Origin of the sequence: Sphingomonas sp. PWP1-2, from assembly GCF_049898305.1 — a bacterium.
Lineage (GTDB): Bacteria > Pseudomonadota > Alphaproteobacteria > Sphingomonadales > Sphingomonadaceae > Sphingomonas > Sphingomonas glacialis.
In genome coordinates this window covers 120,763-141,367 of the sequence record NZ_JAFCXM010000004.1, presented here as the reverse complement: position 1 = coordinate 141,367, position 20,605 = coordinate 120,763, and the positions used below count along the sequence as shown (strand labels likewise).

Sequence of the window (20,605 nt, the reverse complement as noted above, 5' to 3'; positions counted from 1 at the left end):
GTGGTAGAGCAAGTGCGATATGGCCTGGTCGGCACTGGAATGATGGGCGTCGAGCACATCACCAGCCTTGCCATCACGCCGGGTGCGGTAGTGACCGCGCTTGCCGATCCTGCCGCAGGGTCGCTCGGCTGGGCCAAGGACGCGCTCGGCGACAAGGCCGCGCAGGCGACCGCGTTCGATTCGGTCGAGGCGCTCGCCAGCAGCGGACTGTGCGATGCAGTGATCGTCGCCAGCCCCAATTTCACGCACCGTTCGGTGCTCGAGCCGCTGTTCGATGCGGGGCTTCACATCCTGTGCGAGAAGCCGCTCGCGACGACGCTCGACGATTGCCGCTGGATCGTCGATCGCGCCGCGCAGACCGACAAGGTCTTCTGGACCGCGATGGAATATCGCTACATGCCGCCCGCGGCCGAGTTCATCGCCGACATCCATGGCGGCAAGATCGGCAAATTGCAGATGCTGTCGATCCGCGAGCATCGCTTTCCGTTCCTGGTGAAGGTCGCCGACTGGAACCGCTTCAACCGCAACACCGGCGGGACGATGGTCGAGAAATGCTGCCACTTCTTCGACTTGATGCGGCTGATCACGCAGAGCGAGGCCGTGCGCGTCTATTGCTCGGGCGCGATGGACGTGAACCATCTCGACGAAACCTATGGCGGCGAGCGGCCCGACATCATCGACAACAGCTATACGACGGTCGATTTCGCGAACGGCGTTCGCGCGATGCTCGACCTGTCGATGTTCGCCGATGGCGCGGAGAATCAGGAAGAGATCACCGCGGTCGGCAGCGATGCGCGGCTCGACGTGCTGATCCCCGAGGGCGCGCTGGTCCACTCCCCGCGCGTCGGCTTCCGCAATCCCAAGCAGGCGACGCGCCGCGTCGTCCATACCGACGAGACCGCGCTCAACGCGGGCAGCCATCACGGATCGACCTTCTACGAGCATCAGCGCTTCAACGCTGCGGTGCGCGGGGCGGGCCCAGTCGACGTCACCGCGCATGATGGTATGATGGCGGTCGCGATCGGCACCGCCGCCGAGATCAGCGCGCGCGAACATCGCGTCGTCGAAATGGCCGAGCTCGGAGTCTGAGCGCAAAGCGCAACTTTACTGCTGGCAAGCCTGATCACGCTGTCAGAACGATCAAGACGATAATACCCATCGCCAAGATGGGATTTTACCGAAGGGGATGATGATGAAAGCTCTTTACCTGACTGGCGCCGCCACGCTCGCGTTGCTCGCCGCCACGCCGACCTATGCGCAGACTGCGCCCGAAGCCGCCGCGCAAGCCGAACCGGCTGCCCCCGAAGACGCCGCCCCCGGTGACATCATCGTCACCGCGCAGAAGCGCTCCGAGCGTCTGCAGGACGTGCCGGTCGCGGTGACGGTCGTGTCGGGCGACGCGCTCGCCACGCAGGGCAAGACCAGCCTCGAGGGCGCTCAATATCTCGTGCCGTCGCTCAACTTCCTCAAATCGGGGACGACGCTCAACCAGTCGCTGTTCCTGCGCGGCGTCGGCACCTCGACCTTCTCGATCGCGGGCGAGCCGTCGATCTCGACCGTCGTCGACGGCGTCGTGTTCGCGCGCGCGGGCGAAGCGTTCGGCGATCTGGTCGACATCGATCAGCTCGAAGTGCTGCGCGGGCCGCAGGGCACGCTGTTCGGCAAGAACGCGTCGGCGGGCGTGATCAACATCATCTCGAAAAAGCCGACGAGCACGCTCGGCGGCTATGCCGAGGCGGGCTTCTTCACCGACAGCGAATATCGCGGCCGCGCGGTGCTCAACGTGCCGCTCGGTGACAGCGTGCGCTCGCGGTTGACGGGCTTCTACACCAATTACGATGGCAACATCCGCAACACCGCCAACGGCAAGCTGGTCAACGGCTTCGAACATTATGGCGGCCGGCTGCAGCTCGATGCCGATGCCGGGCCGAACGTGAAGCTCGCCTTCATTGCCGATTATCACCACAACAATGACGATTGCTGCGGCGAGGTGATCGCCACCGGGCCGATCAACGGCGCGACTGGCCTCGTCACCACCAACGCCTCGACCGCGGTGCTGCCGACCCCGCGCGGCGCCGACACGCGCGAGCTCGCCCAGAACCTCGTCACGCGCACGACCGAAACCGGCTACGGCTTCTCGCTTCAGGCCGATATCGAGGCGGGGACGCAGACCGTCACCTCGATCACCGCCTATCGCAACTACAAGAATACCGAGATCCGCGACGGCGATTTCCTGCCCGCCGCCTATATCGGCTTCAACCAGCTGCACGATTTCGGTCCGCAGACGGGCAACACCTTCAGCCAGGAATTGCGGCTGACCTCGCCCGGGCACCAGTTCCTGACCTATGTGCTGGGGGCCTATTATTCGCGCGCCGAGAGCGAGCGGATCTTCACGCGCAACGATCAGGTCTGCAATTCGCTGGCCACGCCCGCGCCGACCGTGCTGACGCCGTGCTCGAGCCCGCTCGCCGCACCCTCGACCTTCCCGACCGGCACCGCCGATTTCGGATCGGTGTTCAAGAATTTCGCGCTGTTCGGGCAGGGGACGATCAACATCGCGTCGCGCTTCCGCGTGATCGGTGGGTTGCGCTATACGGTCGACCAGCTCGACGTGTTCCACATCCGCCGCACGGCGCTCAACGGCCCCGGCATCAACACCAATTTCGACGCGGGCGTATACAATAACGGTCTTGGCGGCGGTGTCTCGAACGGCGTGCCGTTCCGCGGCAAGGCGACCAACGAGAATCTGTCGGGCAAGGCCGGCGTCCAGTTCGATATTTCGCGCGGTTCGACCGCGTATGCGACCTACGCCCGCGGCTATAAGGGGCCGGCGTTCAACGTTTTCTTCAACCTGACGGCAACCGGCACCAACGTGATCGCGTCCGAGACGTCGGATTCGTACGAGATCGGGCTCAAGAACACCTTCTTCGGGGGCAAGCTGACGCTCAACCTGGCCGCCTATTACGCCAAATATCATAATTTCCAGGCGAACAATCCCGATCTCGTCGCGGGTGTGGTCGTCACGCGCTTCACCAATGCGGGTGACGTCTCGACGCGCGGCGTCGAGCTCGACACGACCTTCCGTCCGGTGCGCGATCTCAGCCTGACCGGCGGGCTTGCCTATACCGACGCGCATGTCGACAATTTCCGCGTGCCGGCACCGGGCGCCGCCGCGGTACCCAACGGCACGCCGCTTGGCTTCGCACCGAAGTGGAAGGGCAATCTCAGCGCCGACTATCGCGTGCGCACCAGCGGGTTCGCCGATATTCTGCTGGGCGCGCAGGGCTCGTATCAGAGCAGCGAGCTTGGGCTGTTCTCGGCCGATGCGGTCCAGCGGCGGCTCGGCACGATCGGGGCGTACGGCCTGGTCAATCTGTCGGCCGGGCTCGTCAGCAAGGACGAGCATTACAAGCTGACCTTCCAGGTGCGGAACCTGTTCGACCAGAGCTTTGCCGCGTCGATCATCAATGGCGGGCCGGGCGGTGCGTATCGCTACCAGATCCCGCGCGACGCCGATCGCTATTACGGGGTGACCGGGCGCGTGACGTTCTGATCTGTCAAATCCTCCCTCGCGCGGCGGGGGAGGGGGCAGCCGAAGGCTGACGGAGGGGGGCTTTCCGCAAGCGATACGCATGCGGTGGCGCTCCCTCCACCATTCGCTAAATGCGCATCCTCCTCCTCCCCCGCTTCGCGCGGGAGGATTTAGTGTGCGGCCACCAAGCCGTCGCCGCGCTCGCTCTCGTCCACCGGCACGATCACCGGGATCAGCAGGTGGATCGCCAACAGCGCCGCCAGATACGACCCGGCGCAGATCGCTAGTGCCGGCGCGTAGCCCCAGCCATGCGCCAGCGCATAGGCCTGGAACTGGATCATCCCGATCGAGCAGAGATTGCCGCAGAACGCCGCGATCCCGATCCGCGAGCCGACCGAGCGCGCCGGGGTGATGTCGGTCGTCACGCCGAACACGTTGGTCGAGAAGCCCTGATGCGCGAACAGCACGAGGCCAAGCAGCAGCGCTGCACTCCACGGGCTCGACACCGACTGGACGAACACCACCGGCAACACGAGCAAGGCATAGCCCAGCATCGCGGTTTTCCGCGCACGGTTGACGCTCCAGCCCATCGCCATCAGCCGCGACGGAACGAAGCCGCCGGTCAACGCACCGCACGCCGCGAGCACATAGACCAAGGCCACCGGCAGCCCGAGCGTACCCTGCGGCAGCCCGAACAGCCGGTGGAACAGATCGGGCAGCCACAGCAGCATGAAGAACCACACTTGGTCCGACAGCACCTTGGCGATCGCGATCGCGGCGGTCTCGCGGCTGCGCAGAACGCTCAGCCACGGCACTGGCGCCGGCGCGACTGCGTCGAGCGCGACGGGCTTGATGCGGACCCCGAACCACACGACCACCCACACGACGCCGAGCCCGCCCGCGAGCAGAAACGCCGCCTGCCAGCCGAACGCCACCGCGAGCGCGGGGATGAACAGCGGCGTTATGATCGCGCCGATATTGGGTGCGGTGTTGCCGATGCCGAGCGCGATCTGGCGGTCCTTGTGGTTGAAATAGGTCGCTGCCGATTTGACCGCAGCCGGCGTGCCGACCGATTCGGCGATGCCGAGCACGATGCGCGCGGCGAAGAAGGCGGGGACCGAGGTGGCAAAGGCATGCGCCATGCCCGCGAGGCTCCAGATCAGCACGCCGAGCGCGAAGCCGAGCCGCAGGCCGACGCGGTCGAGGAACCAGCCGGTGCCGAGAAAGGCGAACGCCGTCGCGATCTGGAAGGCGGTGCCCATATTCGCATAGTCCTGATCGGACCATTTGAACTGCGCCTCGAGCGTTGGCTTCAGCAACGCGAGGATCTGTCGATCGACATAATTGAGCATCACCGCGACGAACACCATCGCGACGATGATCCAGCGCGCTGCGCCGCCCCTGATTGCCATTCCGATCCACTCCCATCTTTTTCTTGAGACAGCGTTGTCAGATAATCGCGCTTCGGGCTAGACCTTCTGCGCTCGGGCTTGTCCCGGGGATCGCCGCATCGCAAGACCTAAGACAGCGCTGTGGTGTACGGGAGACTGCGGGACAAGCCCGCGGCGGCGCAAGGGTGGAGCAAGATGGCGACCAAGCAACCGAAACGTCCGCTCCCGATGGCTGCCGATCTCTATGGCGATCTGTACGGCGACATCGAAACCGCGCCCAAGCATCACTGGCGCGGCTATGTCCCCGGGCTCGTGGTGGTGGCGATGGGGACGCTCGCCGCGGGCTTCCTGTCGGATCATTACGGCGTGCCGCTGACGCTGATGGCGTTGCTGATCGGCCTCGCGCTCAATTTTCTTAGCGCCGACGCGCGGTTGACGCCGGGCCTCGCCTTCGCCTCGCGCTCGCTGCTGCGGTGGGGGATCGTGCTCGTCGGGGTGCGGATCACCTTCGGGCAGATCGTCGCGCTCGGACCGGTCGCCTTGCTGTGCGTCGTGCTGATCGTCGCGCTGACGATGGGCGCGGGCATCCTCGCCGCCCGACGCTTCGGCTTCGACACCGCGTTCGGCATCCTCGCGGGCGGGTCGGTCGCGATCTGCGGCGCGAGTGCGGCGATGGCGCTGGCGACGACGCTCGGCGAGAAGCGCACGACGCAGGCGCAACTGACGCTGGTGCTCGTTGGCATTTCGGCGATGAGTGCCTCGGCGATGATGCTTTACCCGCTCGTCGCGCACGCTTTCCACATGAGCGATCTCAAGGCCGGCTTCCTGCTCGGCGCGGCGATCCACGACGTCGCGCAGGCGCTCGGCGCGGGCTATTCCTATTCGGACGGCGCAGGCGGGATCGCCGCGATCGTCAAGCTGACGCGCGTGGCGTTGCTCGCGCCGGTGCTCGCGGTGGTGGCGATGGGGCTCGCGCGCTGGGGCGGCGGCGGCGAAGGTGCCGCCAAGGGGCCGGGGGTGCCGTGGTTCGTAATCGGCTTCTTCGTGCTCGCCGGAATCAATTCGTTCGGCGTGATCCCGCCGATCGTCGCGGGCAGCGCTGAAAAGATCGCCGCGGCGATGCTCGCGACGGCGGTCACCGCGACCGCAATCCGCTCGCCGCTCGCGCAGCTGCTCGAGGCGGGGCCCAAGCCGCTGCTGGTGATCCTGATCGCGACGCTGGTGGCGTTCGGCCTGGCGCTCGCGGCGGCGCTGCTGCTGATCGGTTAGAGGGCTTCAAGCGCGCGGGTGCGTGCATCCCGCGTCCGTTCGCCCTGAGCCTGTCGAAGGGCCTTCGCCGCTCGCGAGCGGCGTGCGTGGAGCGCGGGGCTTCGACAAGCTCAGCCCGAACGCATGAGAGCACACGCCTTGAGCAGATACGGCGCGATCCCTCAGCCCTGCGCGACCGGCCCGGTCGATTCGCGCACGATCAGTTCGAACGCCACTTCGCGCCGCTCGATCGGCGCGTCGGCGGGGGCGAGGAGCAGGTCGGCGGCCTGATACGCCATTTCGCGCGTCGGCTGACGGATCGTGGTGAGCGGCGGCCAGACGAAGCCAGCAAGCGCGGCATCGTCGAACCCGGCGACCGAAAGCTGCCCCGGCACCGCCAGCCCGCGGCGATGCGCGACCGTCAGCACGCCTGCCGCCATGTCGTCGCTCGATGCGAAGATCGCGGTGGGCGGCACGTCGAGCGCGAGCAACGCCTCCGCTGCGCGTGCGCCCGAGGCGAAGTCGTAGCTCCCCTCGCGCACCAGGATCGGATCGAGCGAAAGCCCCTCCTGCCCGAGCGCACGCGCATAGCCGCGCATCCGTTGCCCGCTCGTCGCATAGCTTGGATGCCCCGCGATGAAGCCGATCCGGCGATGGCCGAGCTCGAGGAGATGCGCCGTCATCACGCGCGCCGCGCGCTCATTGTCGATGAAGGTCGAGCTCGCCAGATCGACCGCACTCCCCGGCGAGACGCGAACGAAGCGCACGCCGCGCCGCTCGAGCAGGTCGAGCACTTGCGGGTGATCCGACACCGGCGGGGTCAGGATCAGGCCGTCGACGTGCGTCGCATCGACCAGATTCTCGATATCGTCGAGCAGCGTCGCAGCGTTGCGGTCATACGGTTGCGCGATCATCCGCACGCCGTCCTGCGCGCAGCGATCGCGGATCCCCGACTGCATCTCATAGACATAATAGGGGCTGGGATTGTCGCAGATCAAAGCGATCTGGAAACTGCGCTTGCCAGCGAGCGAGCGTGCCGCAATGCTCGGGCGGAAATTGAGTTCGGCGACCGCGGCCTCGACCTTGGCGCGCGTCTCGACGCCGACATAACGCTCCTTGTTGAGGACGCGCGAGACGGTCTTGATCGATACGCCCGAAACTCGCGACACGTCCTTGATCGTCACGCGCAAAATGCCGGCTCCCCATTGCCCTGCCGCGGGGTGTGCCGCAGCAGGGCCGGGTCGGCAATACGCATCCACCCCGGGCGCGTGTTATGCCATCGTGTTGCGGCCGCGCTCGATCGTCGCGGTGTGGCCGATGCTCGCGCTGGTGTTCGCGGCCCTGATCGTTTCGAGCATGATCCAGTCGTTGCTCGCCTTGGTCGGCGTCAGCGTCATCGCCATATAGCCGCGACGCGAGGTGTCGCACCATTTGAGCTCGGGATTGGCGCGGACGAGCGTCGCTGCGATCACTTTGGGATCGGTGCGCGAAGCGGCCTCGTAGCCGGGCGAGCTGACCGCGTGGCCGGCGAATTCGACGCCCGCAGGCTTGCCGTCCTGGCCGAGATCGTACGCCCAGGCATTGTGGCTGTCGCCCGACAGCACGATGAGGTTCGCGCCGAGCGCCTGCGCGCCCTTGAGGAAGCGCGCGCGCGCGGCGGGATAGCCGCCCCAATTGTCGTAGTTGAACGGCAGGCCCGCCTTGGCGGCGGCGACACCGGCGAGGATATAGTTTTTCGCGCGCGCCGGGGCATCGGGGGCGACCCAGCTCAGCGCGTCCTGCGGCATCATCGTCTCGCCCATGATCGTGCCGAAGCCGACGACTTGCCAGCGTTGCCCGGCGCGGACCGATTGCGCCATCGCGTGGCTGAGCCAGCTTTCCTGCTGGCTGCCCATCATCGTCACCGCCGGGTCCATCCACGCGCCGTTGCGGAACGCCTTCAGCGCCGCGGTCGGATCGGCTTCCTTGAACAGCGGCGCGACATCGGGCTGCTTGGTGCGCGCGAGGAGGCGCGTCTCGGTGCGGAACAGCGTGGCGAGCGTGCCGATCTCATACGCCTTCCACGGCTCGTCCGAGACCGGCATCCACTCGCGATACGCCTGGATCGAAGCGGCGCGGCGCGCATTCCAGTCGCCTTCGTCGGCCTGATGATTCTCGGCGCCGCCCTCCCAGCTGTCGTTCGCCGATTCGTGATCGTCCCATTGCACGATCATCGGCAGCTTCTGGTGAAGCGCCTGCAACGCCGGGTCGCTGCGATAGCTGGCATAGCGGATGCGATAGTCGGCGAGGTGGAGCAGTTCGGTCGCGGGCAGCGGCACGCGGCCGGCGACCTGATCCTTGAGCGCGGGATAGTCACCCGTGCGATATTCGTAGAAATAGTCGCCGAGATGGATCGCGAGGTCGATGTCGTCGCGCGCCGCGGCGTGGGCATAGGCGTTGAAATAGCCATAGGGCATGTTCGAGCACGAGAAGGTCGCGGTGCGGAAGCGATCGACCGGGCCGACCGGCAGTGTGCGCGTCGTGCCGACGGGCGAAAAGCTGCCGTCGGGGGCGACGAAGCGGAAGTGATAGCGCGTCGCGGGCTTCAATCCGTCGACGGTGATCTTGGCGGTGAAATCGCGCCACACGCCGGTGATCTGCGAGCCGCCAGCCGCGACGCGCGCGAAATCGGGGGTTTCGGACAGTTCGACGCGGACTTCGGCGGTGTCGCCGGCGGCGGGAACGTAGCGCGTCCACAGCAGCATCGAATCGCTGGCAGGCTCGCCGCTGGCGACCGAATGCGTGAAGCCGCGCGCGCTCGTCACCGAGGGCGTCTGCGCGAAGCCCGGCACGGCAAACGCGCCGATCCCGAGCGAGCCGGTCAGCAGGAACGAGCGGCGGTCGATACGGATGGTCATGCGCGGATCTCCAGAAGATTGCGATTCCCTGCCACCGGGATATGGCGCGTTCGTGACAGCGGCAATCGTGCAGCGTAAGCCGCGTGGATGAGGGCGCGATGACACGATCGGTGGGTTTGCCGTGGCGCTGGCCGGCGGCCGCGCTGGTGGTGTTCGGGACGCTCGCACTGGTCCACCCGATCGACCATGACGAAAGCCAATATGTCGCGGCCGCGTTGCTGAGCGCGCACGGCGAGCTGCCGTATCGCGACTATGCCTATCTCCAGACACCGTTGCAGCCGCTGGTGTTTGCGCCGATCGCGTGGGCGGCGGGGTGGCATGCGTGGCTCGCGTTGCGGCTTGCCAATGCGTTGCTCGGCGTGTGCATGCTCGGCTGCGTCTGGCGCGCGGCGCGCGAGGCGGGGGCGGGGGCAGGTGCTGCGCTGGCGACTGCCGGGCTGCTCGGCGCCTGCGACATCCTGCTGTTCAGCCTTTCGACCGCGCGCAACGACGCGCTTCCGGCGGCCTTGCTCGCCGCCGCGTTGATCCCGATCGGGCGGGCGGAGCGCGACGGCGCGACGCAGGGGTCTGCGATGCTGGTCGGGGTGCTGCTTGCGGCCGCGGCGGCGGCGAAGCTGTCCTATGCGCTCCCGGCGCTGGCTTATGGTGGCTATGCGCTGTTCGACCGGCGGCACCGCCCGGCATCCGTACTGCTCGGGGCGATGCCCGTGGCGGGGCTGGTGGCGTGGTTTTGGGCGCTCGCGCCGGCGGCGTTCGTGTTCGAGACGATCACCTTTCCCGCGGTGGCGCCTGCCGAATTCTACGCCGATCGGCCGTGGAAGCTCTCGCTGCTGGGCAAGGCGATCGACAGCCTCAAATTCCTCGCGCTGGGGCCGGCGCTGCTGGCGCTGGTCGCCATTCGCAAGCGGCTGTGGCGGCCTGGTGTGCTCGCGGTTCTGCTGGGCGCGGGGCTGGTGGCGGCATTGCTGCCGCTGCCGACCTGGCGGCAATATCTGTTGCCGGCGCTGCCGCCGCTCTTTGTAATGCTCGCGCTCGAATGGCAGCGCGCACGACCTGCGCGCTGGATGCGCGTCATGGTCGCGGTGAGCGTTGGCGCGGGGCTCGCCCCGACGCTGATCGAAGCGGCACAGTCGCGCGGCGCAACTTCGCTACTCTCTGCCGTGGGTGAGGGGCGTGCGATCGCGCTTGCGCTCGACCAAGCGGGCGTCCGCGGTCCGATCGCGACGCTCTCGCCGCAATTTCTGGGCGCGACGCACGCGCTGCCCGATCGTCGCTTCGCGACCGGGCCGTTCTATTTCCGCAGCCATGCCTTGCTTCCCGCGCCCCGCGAGGCCGCGATGCATCTCGTGTCGGCCGATCGGCTAGTCGGGCTCGACCAGGCGCCGCCCGCAGCGATCCTGGTCGGGGGCGAGGGCGGCTGGAGCAGCGGCGACGCGATGCTCGATGCGCAGCTCGAGCGGTGGGCGCTGATGCAGCACTATCGCGCGGTGCCGATCGCGAGCGCGCGCTTCCGGCTGTACGTCCGCTGAGCCCTGCGCCCTCGTTTCGCCCGAATGTCGACCTAGCGACGCAGCCGTGACGGATATCGCCGCTTCCTCGTTCCGATCGTTCGTCGCGCGCGTTCCGCGTTGGGTGCTGCTGTTCGGGGTCGCGCTGCTCGTCCGCTTGCTGACCTTCGGCAACCCGATCCTGCATGTCGACGAGGAATTCTATTACGCCACCGCGCACGCGATCGTGCACGGCGCGATTCCCTATGTCGATGTGTGGGACCGCAAGCCGGTCGGGCTGTTCCTGCTCTACGTGCCCGCCGCCGCGCTGGGGCTGCCGCTCGGGATCTGGGCGTACCAGGCGATGGCGCTGGCGAGCGTCACCGCGACCGCGACGCTGATCGCGCGACTGGCGGATCGCGCGGGCTGGGCGAAGGGCGCGCTTCCTGCGGCGATAGCCTATCTGCTGTGGCTCAACCTGCTCGAGGGTGAAGGCGGGCAGACCCCGGTGTTCTACAATCTGCTGATCGTCGGCGCGGCGAGCCTGCTCGCACCGAGGCCCGACGATGCTGCTTATCCGGCGCGCCGCCTCGCCCACGGCTGCGCCGCGCTGACGCTCGTCGGGCTGGCGCTGCAGATCAAATATACCGTCGTGTTCGAAGGCGCGTTCTTCGGGCTGTGGTGGATGGCGCGCGAGTGGCGGCTCGGACGATCATGGTGGGGCGTCGTGCTGCTCGCCACGCCGCTTGCGGTGCTTGCCGCTGTACCGACGCTGGCGGTGTGGGCGTGGTTCTGGGTGCAAGGGTTGGGCGACGCCTTTCTCTACGCCAATTTCGAATCGATCGGCGCGCGCGGGAGCGATCCGATACCGCGCGAGCTCGGCAACCTTGCGCTGATGCTGCTGATCGTGTCGCCGCTAGGCGCGATGGCGATCCTCGCGGCGCGGTTGCCGGCGCACGACGACACCCAAGCATTGCGCCGCTGGCTCGTCGGCTGGGCGATCGTCGCGGCGCTCGGCGTATTGGTGTTTCGCGGCTATTTCGACCATTACGGCTTGCCGTTGCTGGTGCCGTTCTGCGTCTGCGCGGCAGGCTTTTTCGCGGAGCATTATCGCGCGACGCAGGTCCGAGTGCCGCTGCTGATCGTCGTCCTGCTGGCGTCGCAGATCGTCCTGCTGGTCAAGCGCCATGAGCGCGGGACCGCCGCCGAACTTGCCGCAGTCACGCGCGCGATCGGCCACGGGCCGGGCTGTCTCTATATCTTCTCGGGGTCGCCGATGCTCTACCCGCTGGCGGATCGGTGCACCGTGACGCGCTACCGATTCCCGCGCCATATCGGCCAGGCGAAGGAACGCGGCGCGATCGGCGTCGATCAGCAGGGCGAGCTCGAACGGATCATGGCGCAGCGGCCCGCAATCGTCGTGCTCGGGCCCGTCTATAGCGGCGAACGCGCCGATTTGCGCGCGCTGTTCGAGCGCTATGTCGCCGCGCGCTATCGCCAGCGTTCCGATCTGCCGCTCGGTCGCGGCAGGGTTGCGGTCTACGCGCTGCGCTGAAGCGGTAGCGCCCGCTTGTCGTCGACCAGGCCCTGATAATAGGCCATCAGGTCGATCGCATGGTCGCGGTCGCTGCGGACCTTGGTCGCGGCCACCAGCACCGCGCGGCGCAGCACGCGCTGGTCGCGCGCGAACAGCCGATGGATCGCCATCGCCGCGCTTTGCGCATCGCGCGCGGTGTAGAATTCGGACGCGTGCCGGTCGGCGACTTCGGCGCAGCCGCCGGTATCGGGGACGATCAGCGGCAGCCCGCCCGCCATCGCCTCGGACGCGACGAGCCCGAACGGCTCGGCCTCCGAGCCATGGATCAGCGCGTCGCAGCTCGCGACGATCCGCGCGAGCCGCTCGCGGTCATAGACCGGGCGGAACATGCGGATGTGCGGCGATCCCGCGATGCGCGCTTCGATCTGGCGGCTCTCGACGCCGGTGCCGAGCAGGATCAGCCCGACCGGCAATTCGGAACCGGCACGTTCGACCGCATCGATCACCAGGCGCCAGCGTTTCTCGGGATGATGGCGTCCAAGTCCGAGCAGCAAATGCCCGCTCGGAGGCAAGTCGCACTGCGCGAGCAGCGCCGCGCGCAGCCGGTCGTCGCGCAGATCGGGCGAGAAATGGCCACGTTCGATGCCGAGCGGCATCGATGCGTCGATATGCACGCCGCGCCCTTTGAGCCGTTTTTCGAGCGCCGGGCCGTTGGTGACGACCGCATCGAAATGCTTGAGGAAGCGCGACATGTAGCGGCTGTACCAATCGAACGCCTGTTCGAGGCGCTCCTGCGGCGCCATCCCCTCGAACCAGCGCAGCGCATAGGCCGCCATGTTGTCGTTGTGCATGAAGAACGCCTTGACGACGCCCTCGGGGTATTTGGGCTGCCACTTGCCGATCACCCAGGGCAAGCGCCACGGCGACGACGTCTCGACGACGTCGGGTTGCAGTTCGTCGAGCCAGCGCAGGATCGGCGCGGCGTCCCAGAACAGCCCGTAATTCTGGTCGAGTGGCAAATGGCCGGTCTGGATCCAGATCACCTTGCCGCCGCCCGGGCGTTCCTCGATCGCGTTTTCGCGACCGGGCGCGAGCACGATCAGCTCATGCCCGAGGTCGGACATGATCCCCATCTTGCGATCGATATAGGTCCGCACCCCGCCACCGGTCGGCGAGTAGAATTCGTTGACGTCGACGATACGCATCGCAGGATCAGCTCCCGAGCGGGCCGAAACCACCGAGCCCACGCAGATATTGGGAACGAATGGTCGTCGTAACAACCCCCTCGGGTACGACGATCCGCGCCATGTCGAGCTTGGGGCGGGTACGACCGAGCTTCACGTTGCTCGCAAAACCCGCGCCGTCGCTCCAGAAATTGAATTTGTTCTTGCCGTCGCGATTGTGCGTGAAGAGCAGCGCATAGGGGCCAGGCGTCGGCACGCGGATGCACAGGCTCACCGGGCCGGTCTGCGGTGTCGGCAGGCGGACGCGGCGGAAGAACTTGCCTTCCTTGATCAGGTCGCGATCGTCCTTGAGGAAATCGGCCTCGGTCGCGGGATAGAGTTCGAGCTTCAATTCGCCGGTGCGGTCCTTCAACCCTTCGACGTTGACGCGAATCGCGGGGCCCCCGGTGCTGCACGCCGAGGCATCGCTGCCGAGCACTTGCGCAGCCTGCGCCGCAGCGGGGAGTCCTGTCACTGCGAGCAGCGCCGTCACCCCAGCCAGAATCTTGCGCATCTTCAATTCTTCCTCACCAGGCCGACCAGCCCGAAGATCGCGACCAGCACGACATGGACGAGTAGCGGCAGCGCCGCCGTCACTGCGATCAGCACCGACAGCTCGGCATCTTGCCCGATCAATAAGGTGGCGAAGGTGGCGAAAAGGAGGTCCTTGTTCGGCACCAGCGGCAAGCGTCCGACGATCATCCGCGCCGCCGACAGCAACAGCCACATACCGAGCGTGACCGTCGGCAGGCCAAAATGCCAGGTGAAGGCGATCAGGATGCAGCCGGCGATCAACCGCAGGCAATGGACCCCGAAGATCCACCACAAGGTCGCGCGCGGCAGCGAGAAGACGCGCTTCGAAAAGATCAGGAACGGCAGCGACATCGCGAACACCGCGACCACCGACCAGATCGCGTTGTGCAGCCCGTGCGGGGTGAGCAGCCCGATGCCGAGCGGCATGGCGACGGCGATCATCGCGAGCGTCACCATGTTGCCGGCGATCGCCGAGAGGATGCTGACGTCCTTCACCGCGCCGAACGGGGCGGCGACCATCGACGAGCGTTGGCGTGCCCAGGCGTAGAAATACGCCTCGCCCGAATAATTGAGGATGTCGTTGGCGATTCGCTTCTTGGTCAGCGCGACGAAACCGGCCGCGGGGATCCCCCACAGCCGCCGGAAGATGATGAAGTCGCCCGTCACCGGCGCGATATAGAGGAGCGCGAAGAAGATATAGAATAGCGGGTTGGTCGGCATCGCCGCCAGGAGGCTGTCGACCCCGAGCGCGCGCAGCTTGAGCCCGAGCCAGACGATCATCACCACCGTGACCGCGGCGCCGAGATACGACGGCCAACGGCGCTTGAGCGGGGCCATCGGCTCCAATCCGGCAAGGTCAGCGCTGCCGGTCAATCCCGGCAAGGGGGGCAAAGGGGCGTAGGGTCCCGACCCGGGGGTCGTAGCGCCAGGTCCGGGGCCGGTCTTCATCTGTGTCACGTGGCGCGTTTGTCCGCTGGTTCAAGCCGGTCGAAGCGCTGCATTGGCCCGGCTTAGCGGCAGAAGTGTGGCGCGGGCGCGTCCGTATGTCGAGCAACGCGACGGCGTGCGTCATCGCACGAACACCGTGTTTCCTCGTTTCCGGGGAAACTTTTGCTACAAAGTGACGTTAGCGTCGCTCATCATGTTGAGTCCCAGACCCCCCGCCGCGCATATTCTCGCTTTTGCCCAAACGCTTGAGGGCGGTGGTGTCGAAAAGGCGCTGCTGCGGCTCGTCAAGGGATGGAGCGATCTCGGCCGGCGCGTGACGCTGGTGATCGGCGACGCCACGGGCCCGCTGTCGCGCGATCTGCCCGATAATGTCGAGACTCGGCTGCTCGGACGGTCCTCGATGATCGGGATGGGCGGCCTCGCCGCAGTGACGCACGAGATTGGCCCCGACGTGTTGTTCTGCCCCGGCAACCACTATTCGGCGCTTGCGGCCTGGACCAAATTGCGGCTCGGCAGCGCGTGTCCGCCGATTGTTGCGAAGATTTCGAACGCGCTGGTTCGGCGCGACCACGGTCCTGCCTTTGCGATGGCCTATCGCCGCTGGCTGCGCTGGCATCCGAGCTTTGTCGACCGGCTGGTCGCGATGAGCCCCGCGATGGCGGAAGAAGCGTGTGCCGAGATGGGCGCGGATCGCGCGATGTTGAGCGTCATCCCCAATCCACCGGTCCTTGGCACTCGCGATGCGGTGCTGCCCGCCATGCCCGCCGGGCGGTTCCTTCTCGGCGTTGGACGACTCGCGCCGCAGAAGCGCTGGGACCGGCTGATCGATGCATTCGATCGCATCGCCGATCGCGATGTCGCGCTGATGATCGTCGGTGAGGGGGCCGAGCGTCCCGCGCTAGAGGCGCAGATCGCCGCACTCGGACTTGGCGGGCGGGTCTCCTTGCCGGGGCATGTCGCCGACCCAACCCCCGTGATCGCGCGCGCCGCGGCGCTTGCGCTCGTTTCGGATTTCGAGGGCGTGCCCGGTGTGCTGCGCGAGTCGCTCGCGGTCGGAACGCCCGTCATCAGCACCGATTCGAGCGTCGCGGTGCGCGAGATCATCACGCGTCCGTCGCTCGGCACGATCGTCACGCCGGGGGACGCGGGCGCGCTGGTCGCGGCGCTTGACGACTGGCTTGCCCCCGGTCGCGCACGCCCGCGGCCGGTGCCGCAGCCGGGCGAGCATGCCGCCGAGGCCTATCTCGATCTGTTCGACGAAGTGGTGCTCGAACGCCGCTTTGCGATGGCGGCCTGACGCGCTGTCGTGCCGTCGGGATCAGGCCGCGGTCGGCTTGACCCGGTCAGGATGCGCGGCGGCGATCGCCGGCACCGCGCTGGCCGCCGCATCCGCCGCGACCAGGCGTGGCCAGGCATCGAGCGGGACAGCGAATCGGCGCGCGTTGTAGAGTTGCGGCACCAGGCAGATGTCGGCGAGGTTGGGCGCCGCGCCACCGAGGAAGGGGCCGGGCAGATCGGCGGTCATCGCTTCGAGCGCGGTAAGCCCCTCGATGATCCAGTGCCGGTACCACGTCTCGCGCGCGGCCTGATCGGCGCCGAACTGCGCGGTGAGCTGGTTGAGCACGCGCAGATTGTCGATCGGGTGGATGTCGGCGGCGATCACCAGCGCTTGCGCCTGCACATGCGCGCGCGCGACCGGATCGGCGGGCAGCAGCGCCGGCGCCGGATAGGCCGTGTCGAGATAGTCGATGATCGCGAGGCTCTGCGTCAGGATCGCGCCGTCGATGGCGAGTGCGGGGACGAGGCCTTGCGGGTTGCGCGCCAGAAACTCGGGCGCGCGCTGCGCACCCTGCGTCAGATCGACGGCGATGCTCTCATACGCCACCTGCTTGAGGTTGAGCGCGATCCGAACACGAGACGCCGCCGAGGAGCGCCAATAATCGTAGAGGATCATGCCTCGGCGTCCCCCTCCGCCTCCGAGCTCCGCTCGAGCGCGACCTTGATCATCGCGGTCATCGGGTCGGCGAGCGTCAGCCCGATGATGCCGAACAACGTGCCGGCAAGTATCTGCATCGACAGCGTCAGCGCCGGCGGCAGATCGACCGTTCGTTTGGCGACCATCGGGATGATGACATAGCCGTCGAGCCCCTGGATGAAGATATAGATGCCGATCGCGGCGAGCCCCGTATTCATCCCCGCACTGAAGCCGACCGAGATCATGATGATCCCGCTGGTGATTGCGCCGATATTGGGAATGAAGGCGAGGATGCCGGTGATGATGCCGAGCACCAAGGCCATAGGCACGCCCGCGATCGCGAGCGCGATCCCCGTCATAACGCCTTCGATCGCCATGCCGAACAAGCGCCCGGCGAGCAGCCGGCGCATCGTCTTGGCCATCTCCTCGATCGTGCCCGAGAAGCGCTTGCGCTGGTCGCTCGGCACCATCCACTGCAGCCCGCCCTCGTAGAGCCGTGGCTCCATCGCGATGAACAGGCCGATCACCAGCACCATGACGAGACTTGCCAGCGCGCCGAACGCAATGCCGAGATACGAGGTAAGCTTGCCGAACGACCCGAGCGCCTGCTGCATGATGCCGTTGAGATCGGCCTTGCCTGGCATGATCCCCTTTTGCGAGGCCCAGGTGATCAGCTTGGTCGCCTGGGTCATCAACGTCGCGCGCAATTGCTCGAACTGCTGGGTGATGCCGGCGCCGGTCAGATAAAAGACGATCGCGATGAACAGCACGGTCAGCACCACGACGATCGCGAGCCGATAGGCGCGGCCGATCGGCAGCACGCGGCCGAGTAGGCGCACCCCGCCATCAAGCATCGAGGCGAAAACGAGGCCGCCGAAGATGATCAGCAATGGCTGGATCAGCAACACGACGAGCGCGATCGCGCCCGCCAGCCCGAGCCACACGGTCGCGCGCTTCAACTCCTGTCGGACGAAGGGATCGCGCAGTTCGTTGGGGGCCGGTTCGGTCACGATCTTGGCTTGGGCCGTGTCTTCGCTCACTGGGAACGCTCCGCATGCAGCGAGGTGCCGGCGCGGCCACCGCGGAACGATTGTCCCCAGGTCAGCGGGTTCCAGCTTCCCAAGCCTGTCTTGGAAAAGGTGATGAACTCGGCGCGACCGCCGAGATATTCCCACGGGACCGGACCGCCCAGGCCCTGTTCTGCCAGTGAGAAGCGACTGTCGGCGCTGCGATCGCGATTGTCGCCCATCAGGAAGACGTGACCCGCCGGGATCGTGACTTCCTTATAGTTATCGCCGATCGACGGCCCGAGCTCGACCGTGTCGTAATGCCGCCCGTTGGGGAGCGTCTCGGTGATGACGGGGACGTGGCAGACGGTCTTGCCATCGGGGGCGGTGCGCAGCGCGTCGTCGCCGAGATCGCACGTCGCGCGTTCGGGCGCGGGAAGCTGGACGCCGCCGTAATTGGGGATGTCGACATAATGCAGCGGGCCGCGCTTCACGGGCACGCCGTTGAGGATCACGGTGCCGTCGCGCACTTCGAGGCGATCGCCGGGCAGGCCGATCAGCCGCTTGATATAATCGGTCTCGGTGCCCGGCGGCGTGACGATGACGACGTCGCCGCGCTCGGGCAGATGGCCGAGCAGGCGGCCCTTGATGAAGGGCAGCAGATGGAAGGTCGGCGAGACGAACGACCAGCCGTAAGGGAACTTGCTGACGACCAGCTGATCGCCGACGAGCAGCCCCGGCAGCATCGATTCCGAAGGGATATAGAACGGCTTGGCGATGAAGGTGTGGAAGCCGACCACCGCGAGGATCAGCCAGAAGATGCCGCGCACTTCGCCCGCCCAGTCGGTCCGCCCCTTTTTGGGCTGCGTTGCGGGCTCGTGGGGGACGGGCTCGGTCGTCTCTTGCGTGCGCAGGGCCACATCCTCACTCATACGCTATCCTTCATGACCGCTTCGATGATCACGAAGGCCTGCGCCCAGGGGTGATCGTCGGTCATCGTCAAATGTAGTTTCGCGACGTGGCCGTCGGGGGTGATGGCGTCAAGCCTCGCCTTTGCGCCGCCGGTGAGCGCCAATGTCGGCGCACCCGAGGGCGCATTGACGACGCCGATATCCCGCATGAACACGCCAGCCTTGAATCCGGTACCGACCGCTTTTGAAAAAGCTTCCTTGGCCGCAAAGCGCTTGGCGAGCGTGCCCGCCTTGGTGAAGGGGCGGCGCGCGGCCTTGGCCTGTTCGAGCGGGGTGAACACGCGGTTTTCGAAGCGCGCGCCGAAGCGGTCGAGCGACGCCTGGATCCGCTCTATGTTACAGAGGTCCGAACCGATGCCGATGATCATCGCAGATTCCCCTCCCGCTTGCGGGAAGGGTTAGGGGAGGGGCGTGCCTCCAGCGCCGCGCTCGTAGGAACCGGCCCTCGCCCAGCCCCTCCCGCAAGCGGGAGGGGAGCAGGTCGCGCGCCTGTCACCGCGCCGCGTCCATCGCCGCGCGCATCTGGCGGACGGCGTGGTCGAGCCCGACGAACAGCGCCTCGCCGACCAGGAAATGCCCGATGTTCAGCTCGCGCACCTGCGGGATCGCCGCGATCGGCGCGACATTGGCATAGGTCAGCCCGTGCCCGGCATGGACCTCGATGCCGTTCTTCGCCGCCAGCGCCGCTGCATCGGCCAGGCGGCGCAACTCGGCGGTCTGCGCTTCGCCCGTGAGATCGCAGTAGCGGCCGGTATGCAGTTCAATCACCGGCGCGCCGAGCCGGATCACGGCATCGATCTGGCGCGCATCGGGTTCGATGAACAGCGACACGCGGATCCCGGCATCGCGCAACGCGCCGACCAGCGGCGCGAGGCGATCGTAGCGCCCGGCAGCATCGAGCCCGCCTTCGGTCGTCACTTCCTCGCGCTTTTCGGGGACGATGCAGGCGGCATGCGGCGTGTGGCGCAGCGCGATCGCGAGCATTTCCTCGGTCGCCGCCATTTCGAGGTTGAGCGGGATCGTCAATTGCTCGGATAGGCGGGCGATATCGTCGTCGGTGATGTGGCGGCGATCCTCGCGCAGATGCGCGGTGATGCCGTCAGCACCCGCTTCGGCGGCGAGCAGCGCGGCGCGCACCGGATCGGGATAGCCCGCGCCGCGTGCATTGCGCACCGTTGCGACATGGTCGATGTTGACGCCGAGGCGCAGTTCGCGGTTCATGCTGCGCGACTCCCGGGCTTGATCGCGGGGATCGCCGCGAGTTCGGGCGGCAAGGCGTCCGCCGCATAGGTCGGCACGTCGAGCCGGATCAGCGGGAAGAACGGCACGCCCAAATCGGCGGTCCCGCTCGAGCGATCGACCAGCGCCGCCGCCGCGACCGTCTCGCCGCCGACGCGCGCGATCGCCGCGATCGCCTCGCGCGACGACAGGCCGGTGGTGACGACGTCCTCCATCATCAAAACCTTGGTGCCTGGTTCGATCCGGAAGCCGCGGCGCAGTTCGAACACGCCTTCGGGCCGTTCGAGGAACATCGCCGGCACGCCGAGCGCACGGCCCATTTCATGCCCGGCGATCACGCCGCCCATGGCAGGCGAGATCACCGCGGCGATGCTCGCGCGCAGCTCGGCTGGCAAGCGCGCGACGAGCGCTTCGGCCAGCCGCGCGCCGCGCGCCGGGTCCATCAGCACGCGCGCGCATTGCAGATAGCGTGGCGAGCGCAGCCCCGACGACAGGATGAAGTGCCCCTCCAACAAGGCCTCGGCGGCGCGGAATTCGGCAATAACATCGGCGTCGGTCATTAGTGGTCCGTCCTGCAGGAAGAGCCGCTTGATTAGGGTCGCGCGCCGCGTCGCGC

At 67.1% G+C, this 20,605-nt stretch carries 18 protein-coding genes; 6 read left to right on the top strand and 12 right to left on the bottom strand.

Annotated elements, in window-relative coordinates; genetic code table 11:
- The first annotated feature begins 12 nt into the window (after positions 1–12).
- Positions 13–1,089, top strand: a complete 1,077-nt coding sequence (locus ACP7C5_RS11650) for a Gfo/Idh/MocA family protein (protein ID WP_426264613.1) — start codon at positions 13–15, stop codon at positions 1,087–1,089.
- A gap of 103 nt (positions 1,090–1,192) precedes the next feature.
- Entirely contained in the window at positions 1,193–3,553 is a 2,361-nt protein-coding gene (locus tag ACP7C5_RS11645) for a TonB-dependent receptor (RefSeq protein WP_426264375.1), read from the top strand.
- A gap of 149 nt (positions 3,554–3,702) precedes the next feature.
- Here the strand turns inward: ACP7C5_RS11645 and ACP7C5_RS11640 are convergent, their stop codons facing one another.
- Entirely contained in the window at positions 3,703–4,944 is a 1,242-nt protein-coding gene (locus ACP7C5_RS11640) for an MFS transporter (protein ID WP_189676363.1), read from the bottom strand.
- A gap of 174 nt (positions 4,945–5,118) precedes the next feature.
- On the opposite strand from ACP7C5_RS11640, the gene ACP7C5_RS11635 reads away from it, so the two are divergent.
- Positions 5,119–6,192 (top strand): YeiH family protein, encoded by a 1,074-nt coding sequence (locus tag ACP7C5_RS11635; protein ID WP_426264374.1) that lies wholly within the window; start codon positions 5,119–5,121, stop codon positions 6,190–6,192.
- 161 nt (positions 6,193–6,353) lie between these two features.
- Here the strand turns inward: ACP7C5_RS11635 and ACP7C5_RS11630 are convergent, their stop codons facing one another.
- Together ACP7C5_RS11630 and ACP7C5_RS11625 are read right to left on the bottom strand one after the other, a co-directional pair.
- Entirely contained in the window at positions 6,354–7,361 is a 1,008-nt protein-coding gene (locus tag ACP7C5_RS11630) for a LacI family DNA-binding transcriptional regulator (RefSeq protein WP_426264373.1), read from the bottom strand.
- 81 nt (positions 7,362–7,442) lie between these two features.
- Entirely contained in the window at positions 7,443–9,068 is a 1,626-nt protein-coding gene (locus ACP7C5_RS11625) for an alkaline phosphatase D family protein (protein WP_426264372.1), read from the bottom strand.
- 98 nt (positions 9,069–9,166) lie between these two features.
- Here ACP7C5_RS11625 and ACP7C5_RS11620 point away from each other — a divergent pair, with 98 nt between their 5' ends.
- Together ACP7C5_RS11620 and ACP7C5_RS11615 are read left to right on the top strand one after the other, a co-directional pair.
- A complete protein-coding gene (locus ACP7C5_RS11620; protein WP_426264371.1) occupies positions 9,167–10,597 on the top strand; it encodes a DUF2029 domain-containing protein in 1,431 nt (476 codons plus the stop codon).
- A gap of 46 nt (positions 10,598–10,643) precedes the next feature.
- The gene (locus ACP7C5_RS11615) at positions 10,644–12,110 is read left to right on the top strand and encodes a hypothetical protein (RefSeq protein WP_426264370.1); all 1,467 of its coding nucleotides are present in this window, start codon (positions 10,644–10,646) and stop codon (positions 12,108–12,110) included.
- On the opposite strand, the gene ACP7C5_RS11610 is transcribed toward ACP7C5_RS11615, so the two are convergent.
- Genes ACP7C5_RS11610 through ACP7C5_RS11600 form a run of 3 tightly spaced genes read right to left on the bottom strand, consistent with a single transcriptional unit; the run spans position 12,095 to position 14,686 of the window.
- Positions 12,095–13,297, bottom strand: a complete 1,203-nt coding sequence (locus tag ACP7C5_RS11610) for a glycosyltransferase (RefSeq protein WP_133191479.1) — start codon at positions 13,295–13,297, stop codon at positions 12,095–12,097. The two genes, ACP7C5_RS11615 and ACP7C5_RS11610, sit on opposite strands and share 16 nt — an antisense overlap.
- A 7-nt stretch (positions 13,298–13,304) precedes the next feature.
- Positions 13,305–13,829 (bottom strand): DUF2141 domain-containing protein, encoded by a 525-nt coding sequence (locus ACP7C5_RS11605; protein ID WP_426264369.1) that lies wholly within the window; start codon positions 13,827–13,829, stop codon positions 13,305–13,307.
- 2 nt (positions 13,830–13,831) lie between these two features.
- Complete coding sequence (locus ACP7C5_RS11600) at positions 13,832–14,686, bottom strand: hypothetical protein (RefSeq protein WP_426264368.1); 855 nt, start codon at positions 14,684–14,686, stop codon at positions 13,832–13,834.
- A 304-nt stretch (positions 14,687–14,990) separates the two neighbouring features.
- Between ACP7C5_RS11600 and ACP7C5_RS11595 the strand changes: the two genes are divergently transcribed.
- Entirely contained in the window at positions 14,991–16,094 is a 1,104-nt protein-coding gene (locus tag ACP7C5_RS11595) for a glycosyltransferase (RefSeq protein WP_133191481.1), read from the top strand.
- A 21-nt stretch (positions 16,095–16,115) separates the two neighbouring features.
- Here the strand turns inward: ACP7C5_RS11595 and maiA are convergent, their stop codons facing one another.
- The 6 genes from maiA to pyrE form a co-directional block, all read right to left on the bottom strand.
- A complete protein-coding gene (gene maiA, locus ACP7C5_RS11590; RefSeq protein ID WP_426264367.1) occupies positions 16,116–16,751 on the bottom strand; it encodes a maleylacetoacetate isomerase in 636 nt (211 codons plus the stop codon).
- Positions 16,748–17,812: an AI-2E family transporter gene (locus ACP7C5_RS11585; protein ID WP_133191483.1), complete on the bottom strand. Its 1,065-nt coding sequence runs from the start codon at positions 17,810–17,812 to the stop codon at positions 16,748–16,750. Before ACP7C5_RS11585 ends, maiA begins: the two co-directional genes overlap by 4 nt.
- Entirely contained in the window at positions 17,809–18,711 is a 903-nt protein-coding gene (gene lepB / locus ACP7C5_RS11580; RefSeq protein ID WP_426264366.1) for a signal peptidase I, read from the bottom strand. The genes ACP7C5_RS11585 and lepB overlap by 4 nt, the downstream gene beginning before the upstream one ends.
- Positions 18,708–19,118, bottom strand: coding sequence for a holo-ACP synthase (acpS, locus tag ACP7C5_RS11575; protein WP_426264365.1), 411 nt, complete (start codon positions 19,116–19,118; stop codon positions 18,708–18,710). The genes lepB and acpS overlap by 4 nt, the downstream gene beginning before the upstream one ends.
- A gap of 124 nt (positions 19,119–19,242) precedes the next feature.
- Entirely contained in the window at positions 19,243–19,971 is a 729-nt protein-coding gene (locus tag ACP7C5_RS11570; protein ID WP_189676354.1) for a pyridoxine 5'-phosphate synthase, read from the bottom strand.
- Positions 19,968–20,549: an orotate phosphoribosyltransferase gene (pyrE, locus tag ACP7C5_RS11565; RefSeq protein ID WP_426264364.1), complete on the bottom strand. Its 582-nt coding sequence runs from the start codon at positions 20,547–20,549 to the stop codon at positions 19,968–19,970. The genes ACP7C5_RS11570 and pyrE overlap by 4 nt, the downstream gene beginning before the upstream one ends.
- Between the last annotated feature and the right edge of the window lie 56 nt (positions 20,550–20,605).

Coding starts and splice junctions, on each gene's coding strand:
- ACP7C5_RS11645 (WP_426264375.1), top strand. CDS start 1,193: ATGAAAGCTCTTTACCTGACTGGCGCCGCCACGCTCGCGTTGCTCGCC.
- ACP7C5_RS11640 (WP_189676363.1), bottom strand. CDS start 4,944: ATGGCAATCAGGGGCGGCGCAGCGCGCTGGATCATCGTCGCGATGGTG.
- ACP7C5_RS11635 (WP_426264374.1), top strand. CDS start 5,119: ATGGCGACCAAGCAACCGAAACGTCCGCTCCCGATGGCTGCCGATCTC.
- ACP7C5_RS11625 (WP_426264372.1), bottom strand. CDS start 9,068: ATGACCATCCGTATCGACCGCCGCTCGTTCCTGCTGACCGGCTCGCTC.
- ACP7C5_RS11620 (WP_426264371.1), top strand. CDS start 9,167: ATGACACGATCGGTGGGTTTGCCGTGGCGCTGGCCGGCGGCCGCGCTG.
- ACP7C5_RS11610 (WP_133191479.1), bottom strand. CDS start 13,297: ATGCGTATCGTCGACGTCAACGAATTCTACTCGCCGACCGGTGGCGGG.
- ACP7C5_RS11605 (WP_426264369.1), bottom strand. CDS start 13,829: ATGCGCAAGATTCTGGCTGGGGTGACGGCGCTGCTCGCAGTGACAGGA.
- ACP7C5_RS11600 (WP_426264368.1), bottom strand. CDS start 14,686: ATGGCCCCGCTCAAGCGCCGTTGGCCGTCGTATCTCGGCGCCGCGGTC.
- ACP7C5_RS11595 (WP_133191481.1), top strand. CDS start 14,991: ATGTTGAGTCCCAGACCCCCCGCCGCGCATATTCTCGCTTTTGCCCAA.
- maiA (WP_426264367.1), bottom strand. CDS start 16,751: ATGATCCTCTACGATTATTGGCGCTCCTCGGCGGCGTCTCGTGTTCGG.
- lepB (WP_426264366.1), bottom strand. CDS start 18,711: ATGAGTGAGGATGTGGCCCTGCGCACGCAAGAGACGACCGAGCCCGTC.
- acpS (WP_426264365.1), bottom strand. CDS start 19,118: ATGATCATCGGCATCGGTTCGGACCTCTGTAACATAGAGCGGATCCAG.
- ACP7C5_RS11570 (WP_189676354.1), bottom strand. CDS start 19,971: ATGAACCGCGAACTGCGCCTCGGCGTCAACATCGACCATGTCGCAACG.
- pyrE (WP_426264364.1), bottom strand. CDS start 20,549: ATGACCGACGCCGATGTTATTGCCGAATTCCGCGCCGCCGAGGCCTTG.